A 16599-nucleotide genomic window follows, 5' to 3' on the forward strand; every position below is an offset into this window, starting at 1 on the left:
AACGAGGGGAGTGCTCGACCGTTCTTGCCTGAAACATTCGCGGCGCTACAGTCCCACGCCCTTCTCCCCTCTACCAGGAGTCCCCCTTCCCCATGAACTTCAGCTTCGTCTCCGGCGAGCTGGCCCGCGCCAGCGGTGAGCTGCTCGTGATTCCCCTCTTCGAAGGCGAGAGCGGGGACACCCCGTCCGCCGCGATCGCCGGCGTGCACACGGCCCTGGACGCGCGGCTGCTCGCCGCCGCCACGCAGGAGGGCTTCAAGGGCAAGGCCGAGCAGACCTTCGTCATGCACACGCTCGGCAAGCTCGAGGCGGAGCGGGTGCTCCTGCTCGGCCTGGGCACGCGCGCGCGCTACACGCCCGAGGTGCTCCGGCTCACCGCGGGCCGCGCCGCCAAGACGGCCCAGCGCCTCAAGGCGCGCTCGCTCGTGTTCGCCGTGCCCGGAGGCGTGGAGGGCACGGGGGCCGTGCGCGCCGTGGTGGAGGGCCTGGAGCTGGGCGTCTACCGCTTCGATCGCTACAAGTCCTCGGCGCGCGAGGAGAAGAACGCGCCGAAGCTCACCGCGGTGAAGCTGCACCTGGCGGGCGAGAAGACCGCGGCGCTCGAGCAGGCGCTCGCGCTCGCTCAGCGCGTGGCCGAGGCCACCAACTGGGCGCGTGACCTGGTCAACGAGCCGCCCAACGTGGTCAACCCCGTGCGCCTGGCCCAGGCCGCCCAGGAGATGGGCCGCGCGAGCGGGCTCAAGGTGAGCGTGAGCGGGCGCAAGGAGATCGAGAAGCTGCGCATGGGCATGTTCCTCGCGGTGGCCCAGGGCAGCGCCAACGAGCCGCAGCTCATCCACGTGGTCTACACGCCCAAGAACGCCAAGCAGGCGAAGCTGCCCCCCGTGGCGCTCGTGGGCAAGGCCATCACCTTCGACTCGGGCGGCCTGTCGCTCAAGCCGACCGACTCCATGGTGGACATGAAGACGGACATGGCGGGCTCGGCCGCGGTGCTCGGCGCCATGAAGGTCATCGCCGCCCTCAAGCCGCCCTTCCCGGTGCACGCCTTCATCGGCGCGTGCGAGAACATGCCCTCGGGCACGTCCTACCGCCCGAGCGACGTCATCGTGTCGCGCCTGGGCAAGACGGTGGAGGTGACGAACACGGACGCCGAGGGCCGCCTGGTGCTCGGCGACGTCATCACCTGGGCCAACGAGCAGAAGCCCGCGGTGCTCATCGACCTGGCCACGCTCACCGGTGCGTGTGTCGTCGCCCTGGGCAACTACATCGTGGGCGCCTTCGGCGACCATGACGCCACGGTGAACGAGGTGCTGGAGTCCGCGCGCGCCGCCGGCGAGGAGATGTGGCGCCTGCCGGTGACCGAACTGCAGAAGGACGCGCTGCGCTCGGAGATCGCCGACATGAAGAACTCGGGCGAGCGCTGGGCGGGCGCCACCAACGCCGCGCTCTTCCTCAAGGAGTTCGTGGGCGAGACGCCCTGGGTGCACCTGGACATCGCCGGCCCGTCCATCAGCCCCAAGGAGCGCGGCTACAACGGCAAGGGCCCCACGGGCGTGGGCGTGCGCACGCTGGTGGAGTTCGTGCAGCGCCGCGGCGCCCAGGCCGGCACGGACACGGCTCCCGAGGCCCCCGTGCCCGCTCCTGCGCCCGCCGAGACGCCCAAGGCCGCCAAGGCGCCCAAGGCCTCGCGCGGCACGCGGGCCAAGGGCTAGGCGCCCAGGGGTCCTCCTCCGGGCGTCAGATCTGCCCGGGGGTGGCCACCGGCAGCGGGTGGACGCTCTGGAAGAGGGCCTCCACCGTCTCGGGCACGTCGGCCGGCGCGGCCGAGGGCCAGGTGGCGAGCATCATGAAGACGTGGCCCGCGCTGCCATCGCGCACCACCACGCGCCCGCGCACGTTCTCGCCCACGGTGAAGTGGAACCCCACGGCGCTGTCGGACAGGGGCTCGGGCTCGGGATCGCTGGTGGTGAAGCCCGGCTGGCTGCGCAGGCCCATCGTCAGCCGCTCGGCGAACTGCACGGGCGAGGCCACCGCGGGCGCCACCTGCAGCACCATCTGCGCGCCGCTGGTGCGGTGGCGCAGCACCACGGGAATGGCGAGCCCCTCGGGCGTCTGCTCATCCGTCTCGTCGAGCAGCCAGTCACCGCCCGGCTGCGTCAGCTCGAAGCCCAGCGTCTCATCCACGTAGCGTTGGGAAGCGGACGCGCCCGGCCCCTGGGTCGCGAGGCCAGAGCCGCCCGTGCCCGGGTTGGACGGCTCCCGCACCGCCTGCTTCGCTCCGCTACACGCCGTGCAGAGCGCCACCAGGCCCCACCCCAACAACCGCCTTGCGTCCATGAGCATCTCCCCGGGCCGGATGGCCCCGTGGAGACAAACTGGGAATGAACGCAAGCCCCGGCCAGGGCGGCGGCGGGCGGGCGGGCCCCAAGTATCAGGCGGAGGACACTTCCGCGGCGATGGCGCGCGCGGCGTCCTCGGGCTGGGCGGCGGTGTGGATGGGGCGGCCCACCACGAGCAGATCCGCGCCGGCGCGCACCGCGTAGGCCGGTGTCTCGGCGCGCGTCTGGTCGCCCTGGGAGGCACCCGCCGGACGGATGCCCGGGGTGCACAGGAAGGGCGAGGGGCCGAACTCGCGGCGGAAGGCTGCGGCCTCCCGGGGCGAGCACACCAGCCCGTCCACGCCCGCGCGCAGGGCCAGCCGCGCCAGGCGCAGGGCGGCCTCCTCGGGCGCGCCCGTCAGCCCCACGTCGGCCACGTCCTCGGCGGACATCGAGGTGAGGACCGTCACCGCGAGGATGCGCGGCGGTGCGTGCCCCTGGGCGTGGGCCCCCGCGCGCGCGCCCTTCACCGCGGCGCGCAGCATGGGCTCGCCACCCGCGGCGTGCACGGTGAGCAGGGACACCCCCAGCGCCCCGGCCCGCGCGGCGGCGAGCTCCACGGTGTTGGGGATGTCGTGCAGCTTGAGGTCCAGGAAGATGCGCGCGCCGAGCCGCTGGAAGGCGGCCACGGCGGGAGGGCCATGCTCCACGAAGAGCGACAGGCCCACCTTCGCGTAGCCGACGTCGGGCGCCACGCGCGCGTACAGCCGCAGCCCGTCCTCCAGGGGCAGGTCCGCGGCGAGCGCCAGGCGCTCCCGGGCGGGGGAAGCCTCCGTCATGACAGGCCCTCCTGAAGGTCGCGGTAGGCGCGGGACAGCCGCTCGGCCATCTCGCCCGGCAGCACGTTGCGCGCGGAGAACAGCGCGTAGGACACGAACGCGTCCAGCGCCTCGAGCGTCATGGCGCGCGCGAGCGCCTCGCCGCCGCTGGAGACGTTCTGGCGGATGCGCGCCACGTCCAGCCGGCCGTCGTCGCCGAGCTTCACGCCCTCGTAGGCCGTCTCCAGTCCCGGCTGGGGGGACTCGAGGAAGCCCTGGAGCAGGACCGGGTTGGCGCCCGCCAGGCGGATGGCCGTGTGGATCTGCGCCAGGAGCGCGTTGAAGCGATCCTCCGGTCCCAGCGGCGCGACCACCGGCGGGGGCACCACGGCGAAGGAGCCCGAGGGCCGGCGCGGCACGAGGGGCACGGGCGCCACGGCGGGCACCGCGGACTTGGGCTGGACGACGAGCGAGCCATCGCGCAGGCGCTCGTCCACCCAGGTGAGGAAGGAGAAGAGGCTTCCCTCCCAGAAGGAGCGCAGCACGCCCAGCGCGCTGCCCGCCGCGGCCTGGGCGAACAGGGCCTCCTCGCCGGGCGGGGGCGGCTCGGCGCCGGCCACCACCGTCAAGTCGTCCGGAAAGCGCCGGCGCAGACGCGCCACGGCCTCGCCGCGCTTGAGCCCCTGGAGGATGAGGTCGCGTGTGCGCTCCTGGATCTTCACCGCGTCGCCCGCCGGGGGGGCGCACTCGACGAAGAGGAAGCTGCCCTCGGACATCTCGAAGAGGTTGAGCATCACCTCGCGCACCAGGTACGTCATGGCGCTGTAGAGGTTGGCCTCGGACAGGAAGCCCTCGCGCGTGAGCACCGCGCCGATGCGCAACGAGGGCGTCACCTTGCCGAGCGCGTGGTGCAGCTGCTCGGGCGTCACCAGGCCGAGCTGCACCACCACCGAGCCCAGCCGCTCGTGGTGCACGCTGGACACGGCGAAGGTGGGCTGGCCGTCGCGGAAGGTCACGGTGCGCTGCACCGGGCCGTGCTGCATCACGAGCTGGCCACTGCGGATGCCCGAGTGCACGTGGCCGAGGACTTCCTCGACCGAAATGGAGCGCAGACTTCCCGCGAAGAAGCCGCCCACGCTGGTGGGCTCGCGCAACAGCACCACTCCCTCGGGCGAATGGAAATGCGCCACGAGGGGTTGGCCGGGGGTGAGACTGGCGGTGAGCGGGCGCTCCAACTCGAGCACGCCCGGCTCCCCATCCCGTCCCAGACGAAGCGTCGCCTTGGGGCGCACCGCCACGTGAGCGACCGCCTTCCCTACTTCTTGGCCAGCTCGGCGTCGATGACGCTCTTGAACTCGTCGAAGGGCTGCGCGCCCGACAGGAGGATGCCGTTGATGAAGAAGGCCGGCGTGCCGTTGACGCCCACCTTCTGGCCATCCGCCATGTCGGCCTTCACCTGCTCGGCCTTGGCGCCGTCATCCAGGCACTTGTCGAACTTCGCCTGATCCAGGCCCAGCGTCTTGGCGTGGCCCTTGAGCTGGGGCACCTGCAGCGCGGACTGATTGGCGAAGAGCGTGTCGTGGTACTCCCAGAACTTGCCCTGGTCCCCCGCGCACAGCGCGGCCTCGGACGCCTTGGGGGCCTCCTTGTGGAACTCCAGGGGGAACTGGCGGAAGACCAGCTTGATCTTGTCCGGGTAGGCCTTCATGACCTCGTCCACCGTCTTGATGGCGCGGCTGCAGAAGGGGCACTGGAAGTCGCTGAACTCCACGATGGTGACGGGCGCGCTGTCCGGGCCCTTGGCGGGACCGGTGGCGGCCACCTGCTTGCGCTCCACCGGCGGGCGGGGCGGCTCGGGCAGGGTGATCTGCACGTTCGCGTTCTTCTTCAGCTCACCGAAGTACTCCCGCGCCCGCTCCTGCTTCTTGGAGCCGGACAGGAAGTCGACGATCTGCGGCTTGACCTGCTCGTAGGTGGTGCCCGGGGGCAGCCGCTCCTTGGCCTCCTCGTACAGCTTCTTGATCTCCTCCTCGGGCGGCTGGGGGATCTTGTCGTCCACCTCGGCCTTGACCAGGGCCTCCTCGGTGAGCTGGCGCTTGTCGGCCTCGGCCTTCACGAGCTTCTCCACCACGAAGCCGTCCAGACCCTGCTTGCGCGTCTGGTACTTCTGCTTCTCCAGGTTGGCGAGCGGATCCTTCAGGCGATCGTTGAGCTCGCCGAAGGTGATCTTCTGGCCGTCACCGAAGGTGGCCACCACCGTGTCGGCGGAGGGCTCCGTCGAGGAGGTGGGCGAAGACGCGGTGGCGGCGGCCGCCGGGGTCTTCTCCTTGTTGCAGCCGGAGACGAGGGAAGCCGCGAGAACCGCGGCCAGGAACGTGGAAGAGGTGCGCATGGGCATGGGTTGGGGTCCTTAGTCGAGAAAACCCCGGACTCGCAAAGAAATTTCTTGGACGCGAACTCAGGCCACCAGCGGCTCGAGACCGAGCTCCGGCAGGCGCAGCTCCAACACGTCCACGTGCTTGCGCAGGGGGACGATCTCGTAGGCGCTCGGGTCGGCCAGTACCGCCTTGACGAGCTTCTGGTTGAGCGCGTGGCCCGTCTTGAAGGCCTTGAGGTGGCCCACCACGGGGCGGCCGAACAGGGAGATGTCCCCGATGGCGTCCAGGATCTTGTGGCGCACGAACTCGTCGGCGAAGCGCAGGCCGTCCGGGTTGAGGATGGAGAAGTCGTCCACCACGATGGCGTTGTCCAGCGAGCCGCCCCGCGCCAGGCCCATCTTCTGCATCATCTCCACGTCCCGGCGGAAGCAGAACGTGCGCGCGCGGGAGATCTCCCGGGCGAAGCACCGGTCGGAGAACTCCAGTTCGAAGGACTGCTCGGTGATGAGCGGGTGCTTGAAGTCCACCGTGCACGAGATGCGAAAGCCCTTGGCGGGCGACAGGCTCGCCTCCTTGTCCCCGTCCGCCACCGTCACCGTCTTCTTCATCACCAGGACACGGCGCGGCTCCTCCTGCTCGCGCAGGCCCGCCTCGGCGATGAGCGTGGCGAAGGGCGCGGCGCTGCCGTCCATGATGGGCACCTCGGGCCCGTCCAGCTCCACGCGCACGTTGTCCAGCCCCATGCCGGCCAGCGCCGACATCAGGTGCTCCACCGTGCTCACCTTCACCCCGTCACGGCCCAGCGTGGTGGCCAGCGACGTGTCCACCACGTACTCCGACAGCGCCGGCAGCACCACGGGCCGGGGCGTGTCCGTGCGCACGAAGGCGATGCCGTGGTTGGCCGGCGCCGGCAGGAGGGACAGGTTCACCGGGGCACCCGAGTGGAGACCCACCCCCTGGCAGTGGACGGGCTGAAGGAGCGTGCGCTGGTTGAAGGAACTGGAAGGCATGGTTGGATGTCGCCTCTTCGATGCGGGTGCTGCTCTGTTCACTGCCCATCTGACGCGCCGCGCATCGTTGCAAGTCGTACGCCATGGATCCCGTCTCCTCCCCCGGAGACCCCCGGCGGCGCCTCGCGGCGACAAGGGGTTGGAATCATTGGACGTGTCCGCTTGCCCTCCAGGCGCACCGCGACTTCCGGTGCCCTGCTCCCCCTCGATCCGCTGTGCAGAAGTTCCAACACCGTGACATGCGTGTCAGGACTTTTTCCCCATGCCCGCCCGGCCCGGCGCGTCATGGGGGCCCCCGCATAGCCCAAGCGGCTGCCCGGAATCAAACGATGGGCGCACGCACCCGAGGCATCCGGGGCGCTTGCGGTGCCCACCATCGGACACCCCGAGGACTTCACGGGGTGTGACTCACTGCGCCGTGGAGAGGAACCGGTCGCGCAGGGCCTCGGCCTCGATCCGGTCGAAATGAAAGCCCTGGAGCTGGGCGCGCCGGCTCACCGCGGCGAAGGTGTGCTCCAGCGTCTGGGAGAAGCCCTTGAGGTCCGCGATGAGGCGGGTGCGCACCGCGGGGCCCTCGGGCGGCCAGGGCAGCTCGGTGAGCAGCGCCGAGAAGCGATCGAAGGCCTCGTAGTCCACGTAGCGCAAGAGCTGGTAGCTGCCGTCCTGGAAGTAGCCCAGGAAGGCCACGATGCTGGAGATGGCCGACTCGGAGGCCGGCACGTCGTCGTTGCGCAGGTGCCCTTCCGCCGCGCGGCACAGCTGGGAGAAGACCCACAGGTCCTTGCGCAGGCGGCTCGCGCACTCGGTGGTGGACACGAGTTGCTCGAACGGGGCCTCGCCCACCATGGAGCCCGGGGAGAGCGCCTCGGTGAGCGCCACCACCTGGTTGCGCAGGAGCTGGGTGAAGGCATAGGAGGCCCGGGCGGCGGCGGCCCGGTCCCGGTCCAGCTCCACGAGGATCTCCCGGGCGACGCGCTCCGTCTCGCGGGCGATGTCCCGGGCGGCGCGCAGACACGCCGCCTGCAGGGGCTTGGGGCCGGCGCGCGGCGCCAGCTCGTTCTTCAAGTAGCCCGCGAGGCTGAGCGACTCGCTGCGCACGAGCGCCAGCAGCACGCGCACCCGCCGGGGAATGGGGCCCTGGGTATCCTGGCTCACGTAGGCCAGGCAGTGCAGCAGCCGGAACAGGCCCAGGTACACCGTGGTGAACAGCGGCCGGGTCTCCGCGGGCACCGTGGCCAGCAGCGCCAGGAGCCGCGCCGAGCGCACCCGGTCGTACTCCAGCCGGAACTCCGTGAGGCGGCAGGGCCGGAAGTAGCGGTTGAGGACGATCTCGCGCAGGACCAGGTTGCCCACGTCGGTGAAGAGGCTCAGGCCACAGACGGGCAGCTGCAACAGGTGGTCGATGAGGTTGCGCAGCGACTCGAAGGACTGGCGCAGGACGAAGAGGCTCTCCTGGGGCGTCTCCTGCTGCCGCTCGCCCTCGATGCGCGAGCGCAGGCCCCGGTCGTCCGCGAGCTGCGTCTCCACGTAGCGGCGAAACTGCAGCTTCTGGTCCGAGTCCGGGTCCAACAGGTGGCGCGCCAGGCGGATGCTCTGGCTGAGCGTGGCGCGGATGTCCTTGAGCTCCTCGCGGAAGTCGCGCGTGACGAGCGGCTGCTCGTGCGACTCGGCCGTGACGCCGTTGTCCTGCTGGTGGACGTAGCGCTCCATGCCCCGCAGGAGCATCTCGAACTCGAAGAGCAGCTCCTCGCGGGCGTCCACCGACAGGGCCCGCAGCCAGCGCTCGCGCTCGGAGAGGAAGCCGGCCTGGCTGCCTTGCGAGGCACGCACCAGGGCCTCGTAGAAGTCACGCGGGACGCGCGAGGCACGGGGGGAGGATGCAGCGGGCGCGGAACTCACCAGAGGGACCCCTGCGCCGATTCGGGCGCCTTCTTGTTGAAGTAGGTGTACGCGCGATGCGTGGCCGTGCGGCCGCGCGGCGTGCGCTGGAGGAAGCCTTCTTGCAGCAGATAGGGCTCGTACACGTCCTCGATGGTATCGCGCTGCTCGCCCACGCTCGCGGCGATCGTCTCCACGCCCACCGGGCCCCCCCCGAACTTCTCCAGGATGGCCAGGAGGATCTTCCGGTCCATGGCGTCCAGGCCCGAGGCATCCACGCCCAGCCGGGTGAGCGCCTGGGCGGACAGCTCCCGGGTGATGGTGCCATCCCCCTCCACCTGGGCGAAGTCACGCAGGCGGCGCAGGAGCCGGTTGGCGATACGGGGCGTGCCGCGCGAGCGGGTGGAGATCTCCCGCGCGCCTTCCTTGTCCAGCTTCACGCCGAGGATGCGCGCCGAGCGGTTGAGGATCATCTCCAGGTGCTTGGGCTCGTAGTACTCGAGCCGCTCCTGGATCTGGAAGCGGTCGCGCAGGGGCGAGGTGAGCAGGCCCGTGCGCGTGGTGGCGCCGATGAGGGTGAAGGGCGGCAGATCGATCTTCATCGCCCGGGCGGCGGGGCCCGTGTCGATGGTGATGTCCAGCCGGAAGTCCTCCATCGCCGGATAAAGGTACTCCTCGATGGCGGCGTTGAGCCGGTGCACCTCGTCGATGAAGAGGATGTCGCGCTCGTTGAGGTTGGTGAGCAGCCCGGCCAGGTCCCCCTTGCGCTCGAGCGCGGGACCGCTCGTCACGTGGATGCCCACGCCGAGCTCCGTCGCCATGAGGTAGGCGAGCGACGTCTTGCCCAGACCCGGGGGCCCGGAGAAGAGGCAGTGGTCGAGCGCCTCCCCGCGGCTGCGCGCCGCCTGGACGTACACCCGCAGCTTGTCCACCACGGCGCTCTGCCCCACGTACTCGTCGAAGGAGCGTGGGCGGAGCGAGGCCTCGACCCGGCCCTCGTCGTTGAGCGCCTCTCCCGAGAGCGCGTCGTCCGTCTTCCGCTTCGCCATGTGCCGTGAATCCTCTTTCCCCACCCTACCAGAACAACCCCGCCGTCGCGGTCTCTCTCACATAGCCGGGAGGCGCCCTCGCCGCCGCCCCGACGCGGCCCCGGGAAAACCCCGTCTACCAGTGAACCCGGCGGCGCGAGGGCCCTCGCGGGGCCTCCCGAGGCCATGCGAAAGGAAGGAACCATGACCGCGTCCTTCCGACCCCTCCCCTTCCTCTCCGAGGCGCGTGCCGAGCAGGCGGCCGGGCCCCGGCTGCGCGCCCTGCGCCAGGCGGCCCAGCGGGCACGCGAGGCCTTCACGTCCGAGGGCGCCGCCACCGCCCTGGCCACGTGTGACCTCGTCTCCTTCCCCTACCCCACCGTGTTCGCCTTCAGCGGCGCGGCGCGCTCGCCCGCGCCCTACGTCATGGTGCGGCACCGGATGCAGGTGGTGCGCTTCCAGCAGGAGGGCACCGAGCGCGTGCTGCTCTTCAACCCGAGCGACTACGAGCGCGGCCACGAGGCACCCTTTTTCAAGGCGCTGCGCGAGAAGTACGGCACCTTCGTCACCACCCAGGTGATGACGCGGCGGCACGGCACCGTGCAGGCGCACCTGGAGGCCCTGGGCCTCACGCCCGAGGACGTGGACTACCTCGCCTTCGATCACCTGAAGGCCCAGGACGTCCGGCGCTGGCTCGGAGGGGACGGCCAGCCGGCCTACTTCCCCCGGGCGCGGCTCCTGGTGCAGCGCGCCGAGTGGGACGCCGTGCGCTGCCCCCATCCCCTGGAGCGCGTCTGGTACGTGCCCGAGGGCACCGGGGGCGTGCCTCCGGAGCGGGTGGAATTGCTGTCGGGGGACACCTGGCTCGGCCAGGGCGTGGCGCTGCTGTCCACGCCGGGCCACAGCCCGGGCAACATGTCGCTCGCGGTGGCCACCGCCGACGAGGTGTTCGTCATGAGCGAGAACGGGGTCGCCACCGAGAGCTACACCCCCCTGCAGTCCACCATCCCGGGGGTGCGCACCTTCGCCGAGCAGATGGGCTGGGAGGTGGTGCTCAACGGCAACACGCGCGAGAACTCCCTGGAGCAGTACTCGTCGATGATCGTGGAGAAGGTGTTCGCGGGCCGCGCGCGGGCGGACGGAGGCTTCGTGAACGTGCACCCCTCCTCGCTGCTCACCCGCGCGGTGATGGCGCCGGGCCTGGCCCCCACGCTCACCCTGCCCCCGCCCACGTCTGGCGCCTTCACCCCGGCCGCCGCCTCCCGCCACGCGGCGTGAGGCCCGGTGCGCCTCGGCTACACGGCACAGGACCCGGGCACGTAACGCTGCTCGGTCCATGCGAGCCAGAGGTCCCGCGACTGGACGTTGCCGACATGGATGCCATTGGCGGGGTCCTGCGGGTCGAAGAACAGGTACTCCCCCTTGTCCAGCGCCAGGCCCAGCGCCGCCACCTTCCCCGCCCTCCCCGCGCCCGCCGGGTCCACGTAATAGTCTATCTGCTCGACCCGGGCGGACTCCCTCCCGCTCGGCAACAACGTCCTCAATAGGGACATCGCCCCAAAGACATCATCGGGGTCGACCTCGAAAGCGCTCTCCATCCGAGCCACCCGCTCCATCTGGAGACCCGAGTAGCCGTCGACGACCTTGAGGCGCAGCAGCACCCGACCCAGCTCGAGGTAGACCTCATCCCACATGGGATGGAATTGAGCGAATCGACGCAGTGGTTTGACGTCCCCCGAAAAACCGCTTCCATCGTCCACGAACCCCGTGACGACCAGGCCCTCGAGTTGCGCCTCCGCCAAGAGGGCCCGGAGCTCTTCCACGGACACCTTCACGCTGTCTTGCATTTCGAGACCTCATTCCCGAGGGGCCAGCGACCATTTCCAATCCATCGCCAGCACTTCGACATACGCATCGTGCCCGACCAGGATGAAATGCCTCAAGCCGAAGCGGGCCACCCGCGGCTCCTGGGCCCAAGGGGACCCCAGAACCTCATACGCTCCGGAATCGGGGCAGGCGCCGTTCGACAGCCAGGCTCGGTTGTATTCGCCCCTCCAATCCGTTGTCATGTCCACGGGACCGCGGAACGGAACCTGACTCCAATCGTATTGGGCCCGCTGGATGGGGTCGCGCTCCGCGAAGATCGGGGAGAACCGAGACCACCCGCTCCGAACGAACTCGACCCGGATGAGATGGTAGCCCGGGTCCTCGGTGTTCTCGTCCTTCAAATACGTCCCGGCCAACGGACCGAAGAGCGCGTAGGCCGTGACCTGACAGGCCCACGGCTCCTCGACACACGTCGCCTTCAATCCCGGACCCGAGGGCGACAGCATCCAGGGAACATTCAACGGTCGCAAGACCGGGAGCGCTCCAGGCCCGTCCGTCGTGGAATCGCTCATGCGGGGCTCCTGCGTGAAGGGGGGCGCCAGCGTACTCGACGGCCAGGAGGTCTGACGCGCCCCGCGCGGGGTGAGTTACTCGTAGACCCGCGCCGCCGAGAGGATCTCCGCGAACGTCCGCCACTCGGGCCGAGTGGGAACGGCTGCCCCCTGGTTCTGGTAATAGCCGTCCATGTCCTCGATCCAGGCGCTCATCGCCTCCAGGAAGCGGGGAAGCGTCGCGTTCTCCCACGCCTCGGGGTGCTGCTCGAGCGCCTGGGCGAGGCCGCGCACGAAGCGGGCGAGGTCTTCTCGGCTCTGAACGTCGCGGGGATCGACAGGGCGCATGCGTGCGTTCATGCCCCCGACACCGCCGTGCGGTCAATGGCCGCCGCCCGTGCCACCTCCCGGTCCCGGACGCACCGTCGCACCGCCCGGCCCGAGCAGGCCCTGCATGGAGTCGAAGAGGTTGAGGTTGGAGCCGCTGGGCAGGAACACCACCTTGTCCAGCCCGCCCACCACGGCCGCCTGGGCCTGGGCGGCCACCATCTTGACGAAGTTCTCCCCGCCCCCGAGCGCCTCCACCCGCTGGCGGAACTGCGACGCCTCCACCTCGGCGAGCCGCGCCTGCCGCTCGACCTCCAGGTCATTGAGCCGCTTCTGCCGCTCCATCGTCATCTCCGTCATCTTGCGCTCGCGCTCCAATTCCGCCTCGGTGCGGATGCGCGAGGACCGGGCCTCGGCCTCCGCGCGCGCCAGCGCCTCCTCGCTCTCCACGCGCGCCTTCTCCAGCTGAGCCTCGGCCTCCACCTTGGCCCGGCTCAGCGTGGCCAGCTGGTTGTTGCGGTTCTGCAGCTCGATGAGCGACTGGCGCTCGGCCTCCGCCTTGCGATGGCTGGAGATGTCCGCGAGCTGCTTCTCCTCCTCGCTGCGGATGCGCTTGAGCTCGGCGGCCGCCTGCGCCTCCTGACGCGAGGCATCCAGTTGAATCTGGATGTTCGTGTCGATGGCCTCGCGCAGCTTGAGCGCCGTCTTGTCGTCCACCGGCGCGATGTCCTTGATGTCGATGTCGATGATGCGCAGCTGGTTCTCCGCGAAGAGCCGGTCCTTGCGCGGCCGGCCCCCCTCGTCCATGCCGAAGATGGCGCGGCGGATGAGCACGCTCGCCGTCTTGTGGAACGTCTCGAAGTCGTTCTCCGCGGCCACCTGACGGATGCGCGAGGCGAGGTTCTCGCAGACGTAGCCGATGAAGTCGTTCACCCGGAAGATGGCCTTGTCCTTCTCCGAGTCCTCCGCCACGTCGAACTGCCACTTGTAGGACAGCTTGATGCGCAGCCGCGCATGGTCGCGCGTGGCCACCTCGAACAGGTCCGTGGCGAAGTCCGGGCCCAGCCGCAGCATCAGCACCTTGAGCTGCCGGGGCTTCTTGGGCGTGCTGCCAGACAGGTCCAGCACCGTCACGTCCTCGTACGGGCGCAGCATCACCTTGGCGGGGCCGAACTCCACCCGCGCGTGGTTCGTCTCGAAGTCGTTGATGAGCACCGCCGCGTTGTCCTCGATGCGCAGCACGATGGCGCGCGTGCGGTCCACCCGCTCCCCGGCGGACGGGGCCCGGGGCGCCTTTCCCTCGCCTGGCACCGCCACGAGCGCGGGCGGCGCCAGGCCCAAGAGCGCCTCGGCCTCGGCGGACAGGCGCTTCTCGTGCAGCTCCTGGTGGGCCTCGGGCATGAACTGGCAGGGGCCCTGCACGAGCGACACCTTGCCCGAGCGCAGGTCGCGCACGTACAGGCCCTCGCCCTGGCCGAGCGACAGCGCGACAATCTCCTTGAGGATGAGCACCTTCTCGCTGGGCACGTAGGTGCGCGGGCCCCGGACGATCCACGTGTCGCCCGCCTTGCGCTCGCGGGGCACCCCGCCCTCCTCCGGCTCGGCCAGGTCATCCAGTGCCTGGAGCTTGAGCCCCTGCATCTCCGAGAGGACGTGCTTGCGGCGCACCTCCCCCTCCAGCTCCTCGCCGGGCTCGAGGAAGAACACGTCGGGCCCGGAAATCACCTTGCGGCGGCCCTCCTGGATGCGGCCGGTGGCGCGGTCCACCGGGTTGAGCACGACGCAGTACTCGGTCTCCTTGAGCACCCGGGCCTTCTCGTCCGAGACGACCACCACCGCCGCGTTGGGCACGTAGCGGCCCGGGCCCCGCATCAGCCACTCGTCGCCCGCCTCGCGGCGGCGCGCCCCCGCCGAGGCCCCCTCCTCCTGGAAGGCCGTGAGCGCCCGCAGGCGCAGCGCCTCGTTGGTGCCCAGCACGTACTCGGGGACGATCTCCCCCTCCAGCTCCTCGCCCGGGTAGAGGGGGAAGACCTGGGGGCCCACCCGCACCTCGCGGTCGCCCACGGCGATGCGCGCCTGGCCGAAGTCATCCAGCGCCACCCGGCCCTCGGCGCGCACCACGGGGTTGCGCACCACACACCAGCTGCCCGTGCCCAGCTCCACCATGCGGCTCTTCATCACCAGGGTGAGGTGCGCCTCCAGGGTGAGCACCCGGGGGCCGATCTCCACCAGCACCACGCCTCGGTTGGCGTCCTCGATGTAGGCGTACTCGCGGTTCTTCAGGGAGATGCGCTGGATGGCGTCGCTGCTGGCGTTCGAGGGAGGCACGGCCGGGCTCCGGGGGGTGGGGGGGGAGGAACGTGCTCCCCTCCATTGCGAAGCCCATGCCGCCCGCCCCGCCCCGGCCCAGGAGGGGCACGGGCCCGGAATGGGGCACCCGCCCGCGCCAGAACGGGTCAGAGGTGGACCGACATGGCGCGGTCCTCGGGCAGGCGAGGAGACAGGCCCCGGGCCCACGCGGCCGTGTGGCTTCCGGAGCCCTTGTGGTTATATGGCCCCAGGCATGACGACCGGATCTCCAGAAGGCCCTTCGCCGCAGTGGAAGGACATCCACCAGTCCGTCCTGGCGTCGCTTGACGCGCTGCATTCCGCCACGAACTGGCTCGCCACCGCCGCCACGGCGGGCATCGAGCCCATCTTCGAGCGCGTCCTGCAGCACGTGTGCGAGCCCCTCGGCGTCACCCCCGAGGCGTACATCGAGGTCATCACCCAGGACGCGGGCATGCGGCGCGACGTGCAGAAGCGCCTGTCGCGACTGATGGAGAACCCGAAGCTGCAGGCACTGCGCCGCGACGCCCAGCGCCGCGAGGCCGAGCACCAGCTGCACGTGCTGCACTACATGCTCTCCGGGAAGAAGCCGCCGGACTGGGTGTGGTCGGCCATCGACGACGAGCAGCGCGAGCAGCTCCAGGAGGCGGCCGAGTCCGGCGAGGAGCGCAACGACGCGCTGCTGCCGCGCGTGCACGCCGCCCTCACCAAGCTCGACACGACGCCCGCCGCCTACGGGCGGTGCGAGGACTGCAAGGCCGCCATCCCCCTGGAGCGCCTGCAGCTCGTGCCGTGGGCGGAGTGCTGCGCGGCGTGCCAGCGCAAGCGCGAGGGCGTGCCGGACGATCAGCCCGAGCCCGAGGTGCGCGTCACGCACTTCTGAGCGCGCGGGCGCTCAGGGCGTGGCGCGCAGCATCTTGAGCGCCTCGCGGAAGAGCGCCTGGAAGGCGGCCTCCTCGCCCAGGCGCTCGCTGGCGGACGCCGCCGCCTTCTCCGCCTGGGGGGCCTTGTAGCCCAGGTTGACGAGCGCGGAGATGAGGTCGGCCAGGTTCTTCGAGGCCGGCGCCTCCGGCTTCATCTGCGTGGCCACCTGCTCCAGGTGCAGCGTCTTCACCTTCTCCTTGAGCTCCAGCACCAGCCGCTCGGCGGTCTTCTTGCCCACGCCGTGAATCTTGGTGAGGCGCGCCACCTCGCCCCGGCCCAGGGCCGCCACCAGCTCGGGCACCTCCATGCCGGAGAGCACCGCCAGCGCCAGCCGCGGGCCCACGTGGGACACGGAGTTGAGCATCAGGAAGAGCTCCTCCTCGGTGCGGGTGAGGAAGCCGAACAGCTCGAAGGCGTCCTCGCGCACCACGGTGCGGATGCGCACCTGCACGGACTCGCCCTCGGCGGGCAGGCGCCCGAGCGTCAGGGTGGAGAAGAAGACGCGGTAGCCCACGCCGCCCACGTCGAGCGTGGCCTCCTCGAGGCTCTTCTCCTGGACGGTGCCACGCAGTGAGGAAATCATCCCGCCTCCGGCCGCCGGTATGACGGCGTGAGCTTGTCCGCGAGCCGCGAGCGCGCCGTCTTGCTCCGGGCCTTCACGCTCCGGCCCCCAGCGGGCACCGCGGCCCGGCCATGGTTGAGGTGGCAGAGCGCCACCGCGAGCGCGTCGCTCACGTCCGCGCGCTCCAGCTCCTCCAGCTCCAGGAAGGTGCGCACCATGCGCGCCACCGCGTCCTTGTCCGCCGAGCCGCCCGCGCCCACCGAGCGCTTCACCTTGGTGGGGGCGTACTCGTACACGGTGAGCCCCACCTGGGCCGCCGCCAGCAGCGCCACGCCCCGGGCATGGCCGAGCACCAGGGCGCTGCGGGCATTGCGGAAGGTGAACACGCCTTCCACCGCCACCGCGTCCGGCCGGTAGCGCTTGAGCGCGTCGAGGAGCGCTTCATGCAGCTCCTTGAGCCGCCACTCCAGCGCCGCCTCGGCGTCCACCCGGATGAGGCCGTGGCCCACGTGCACGAGCTTGCCGCGCTGATCCTCCACCACGCCATAGCCCATGAAGCGACTGCCAGGATCGATACCGAGGACGCGCAAGCTGCCTCTCCAGGTGCAACGGAACAGGGGTTCAGCCCAGCCCTATAACGCGGCGGGCCC

16 protein-coding genes are annotated in these 16599 nt (G+C 70.7%); 3 read left to right on the forward strand and 13 right to left on the reverse strand.

Translation table 11 applies throughout. The annotated features are described in order from the left end of the window. The first annotated feature begins 92 nt into the window (after positions 1-92). Positions 93-1712, forward strand: a complete 1620-nt coding sequence (locus tag I3V78_RS29780; protein WP_204492607.1) for a leucyl aminopeptidase — start codon at positions 93-95, stop codon at positions 1710-1712. A 25-nt stretch (positions 1713-1737) separates the two neighbouring features. Here I3V78_RS29780 and I3V78_RS29785 read toward each other — a convergent pair whose 3' ends face one another. From I3V78_RS29785 to ruvB, 7 genes are all read right to left on the reverse strand, one after another. Continuing rightward, positions 1738-2337 carry a hypothetical protein gene (locus I3V78_RS29785; RefSeq protein ID WP_204492609.1) on the reverse strand — a complete coding sequence of 200 codons (600 nt, stop codon included), beginning with the start codon at positions 2335-2337 and terminating at the stop codon, positions 1738-1740. A 94-nt stretch (positions 2338-2431) separates the two neighbouring features. Next, positions 2432-3157: an orotidine-5'-phosphate decarboxylase gene (gene pyrF, locus I3V78_RS29790; protein WP_204492611.1), complete on the reverse strand. Its 726-nt coding sequence runs from the start codon at positions 3155-3157 to the stop codon at positions 2432-2434. Continuing rightward, on the reverse strand, positions 3154-4434 hold the full coding sequence (locus I3V78_RS29795) for a DUF4388 domain-containing protein (protein ID WP_204492613.1): 1281 nt from the start codon (positions 4432-4434) through the stop codon (positions 3154-3156). The genes pyrF and I3V78_RS29795 overlap by 4 nt, the downstream gene beginning before the upstream one ends. Before the next feature lie 17 nt (positions 4435-4451). Further along, the gene (locus tag I3V78_RS29800; RefSeq protein ID WP_420840437.1) at positions 4452-5534 is read right to left on the reverse strand and encodes a thioredoxin domain-containing protein; all 1083 of its coding nucleotides are present in this window, start codon (positions 5532-5534) and stop codon (positions 4452-4454) included. Between the two features lie 60 nt (positions 5535-5594). Continuing rightward, on the reverse strand, positions 5595-6524 hold the full coding sequence (gene lpxC / locus I3V78_RS29805; RefSeq protein WP_239576737.1) for a UDP-3-O-acyl-N-acetylglucosamine deacetylase: 930 nt from the start codon (positions 6522-6524) through the stop codon (positions 5595-5597). 408 nt (positions 6525-6932) lie between these two features. Then, entirely contained in the window at positions 6933-8249 is a 1317-nt protein-coding gene (locus I3V78_RS29810) for a hypothetical protein (RefSeq protein WP_239578574.1), read from the reverse strand. A 170-nt stretch (positions 8250-8419) separates the two neighbouring features. Beyond that, a complete protein-coding gene (gene ruvB, locus I3V78_RS29815; protein ID WP_204492621.1) occupies positions 8420-9451 on the reverse strand; it encodes a Holliday junction branch migration DNA helicase RuvB in 1032 nt (343 codons plus the stop codon). 183 nt (positions 9452-9634) lie between these two features. Between ruvB and I3V78_RS29820 the strand changes: the two genes are divergently transcribed. Next, positions 9635-10708, forward strand: coding sequence for an MBL fold metallo-hydrolase (locus I3V78_RS29820; protein WP_204492624.1), 1074 nt, complete (start codon positions 9635-9637; stop codon positions 10706-10708). A 17-nt stretch (positions 10709-10725) separates the two neighbouring features. On the opposite strand, the gene I3V78_RS29825 is transcribed toward I3V78_RS29820, so the two are convergent. The 4 genes from I3V78_RS29825 to I3V78_RS29840 form a co-directional block, all read right to left on the reverse strand. After that, entirely contained in the window at positions 10726-11277 is a 552-nt protein-coding gene (locus I3V78_RS29825) for a hypothetical protein (protein WP_204492626.1), read from the reverse strand. 9 nt (positions 11278-11286) lie between these two features. Then, positions 11287-11829 (reverse strand): hypothetical protein, encoded by a 543-nt coding sequence (locus I3V78_RS29830; protein WP_204492627.1) that lies wholly within the window; start codon positions 11827-11829, stop codon positions 11287-11289. Positions 11830-11904: 75 nt separating this feature from the next. After that, positions 11905-12156 (reverse strand): DUF7660 family protein, encoded by a 252-nt coding sequence (locus I3V78_RS29835; RefSeq protein ID WP_204492632.1) that lies wholly within the window; start codon positions 12154-12156, stop codon positions 11905-11907. Positions 12157-12189: 33 nt separating this feature from the next. Next, positions 12190-14463, reverse strand: a complete 2274-nt coding sequence (locus I3V78_RS29840; protein ID WP_204492634.1) for a hypothetical protein — start codon at positions 14461-14463, stop codon at positions 12190-12192. A 235-nt stretch (positions 14464-14698) separates the two neighbouring features. On the opposite strand from I3V78_RS29840, the gene I3V78_RS29845 reads away from it, so the two are divergent. After that, positions 14699-15346, forward strand: a complete 648-nt coding sequence (locus I3V78_RS29845; RefSeq protein WP_204492636.1) for a TraR/DksA family transcriptional regulator — start codon at positions 14699-14701, stop codon at positions 15344-15346. Between the two features lie 12 nt (positions 15347-15358). Here the strand turns inward: I3V78_RS29845 and ruvA are convergent, their stop codons facing one another. Together ruvA and ruvC are read right to left on the reverse strand one after the other, a co-directional pair. Further along, entirely contained in the window at positions 15359-15970 is a 612-nt protein-coding gene (gene ruvA, locus I3V78_RS29850; RefSeq protein ID WP_204492639.1) for a Holliday junction branch migration protein RuvA, read from the reverse strand. Beyond that, on the reverse strand, positions 15967-16539 hold the full coding sequence (ruvC, locus tag I3V78_RS29855; RefSeq protein WP_204492641.1) for a crossover junction endodeoxyribonuclease RuvC: 573 nt from the start codon (positions 16537-16539) through the stop codon (positions 15967-15969). Before ruvC ends, ruvA begins: the two co-directional genes overlap by 4 nt. Positions 16540-16599: the final 60 nt, after the last annotated feature.

This window comes from Archangium primigenium (assembly GCF_016904885.1).
Lineage (GTDB): Bacteria > Myxococcota > Myxococcia > Myxococcales > Myxococcaceae > Cystobacter > Cystobacter primigenius.

Bases quoted from the DNA above. Each gene is read 5' to 3' on its own strand.
- I3V78_RS29780 (WP_204492607.1), top strand. From the start codon at position 93: ATGAACTTCAGCTTCGTCTCCGGCGAGCTGGCCCGCGCCAGCGGTGAG.
- I3V78_RS29785 (WP_204492609.1), bottom strand. From the start codon at position 2,337: ATGGACGCAAGGCGGTTGTTGGGGTGGGGCCTGGTGGCGCTCTGCACG.
- pyrF (WP_204492611.1), bottom strand. From the start codon at position 3,157: ATGACGGAGGCTTCCCCCGCCCGGGAGCGCCTGGCGCTCGCCGCGGAC.
- I3V78_RS29800 (WP_420840437.1), bottom strand. From the start codon at position 5,534: ATGCCCATGCGCACCTCTTCCACGTTCCTGGCCGCGGTTCTCGCGGCT.
- lpxC (WP_239576737.1), bottom strand. From the start codon at position 6,524: ATGCCTTCCAGTTCCTTCAACCAGCGCACGCTCCTTCAGCCCGTCCAC.
- I3V78_RS29810 (WP_239578574.1), bottom strand. From the start codon at position 8,249: ATGCTCCTGCGGGGCATGGAGCGCTACGTCCACCAGCAGGACAACGGC.
- ruvB (WP_204492621.1), bottom strand. From the start codon at position 9,451: ATGGCGAAGCGGAAGACGGACGACGCGCTCTCGGGAGAGGCGCTCAAC.
- I3V78_RS29820 (WP_204492624.1), top strand. From the start codon at position 9,635: ATGACCGCGTCCTTCCGACCCCTCCCCTTCCTCTCCGAGGCGCGTGCC.
- I3V78_RS29825 (WP_204492626.1), bottom strand. From the start codon at position 11,277: ATGCAAGACAGCGTGAAGGTGTCCGTGGAAGAGCTCCGGGCCCTCTTG.
- I3V78_RS29830 (WP_204492627.1), bottom strand. From the start codon at position 11,829: ATGAGCGATTCCACGACGGACGGGCCTGGAGCGCTCCCGGTCTTGCGA.
- I3V78_RS29835 (WP_204492632.1), bottom strand. From the start codon at position 12,156: ATGCGCCCTGTCGATCCCCGCGACGTTCAGAGCCGAGAAGACCTCGCC.
- I3V78_RS29845 (WP_204492636.1), top strand. From the start codon at position 14,699: ATGACGACCGGATCTCCAGAAGGCCCTTCGCCGCAGTGGAAGGACATC.
- ruvA (WP_204492639.1), bottom strand. From the start codon at position 15,970: ATGATTTCCTCACTGCGTGGCACCGTCCAGGAGAAGAGCCTCGAGGAG.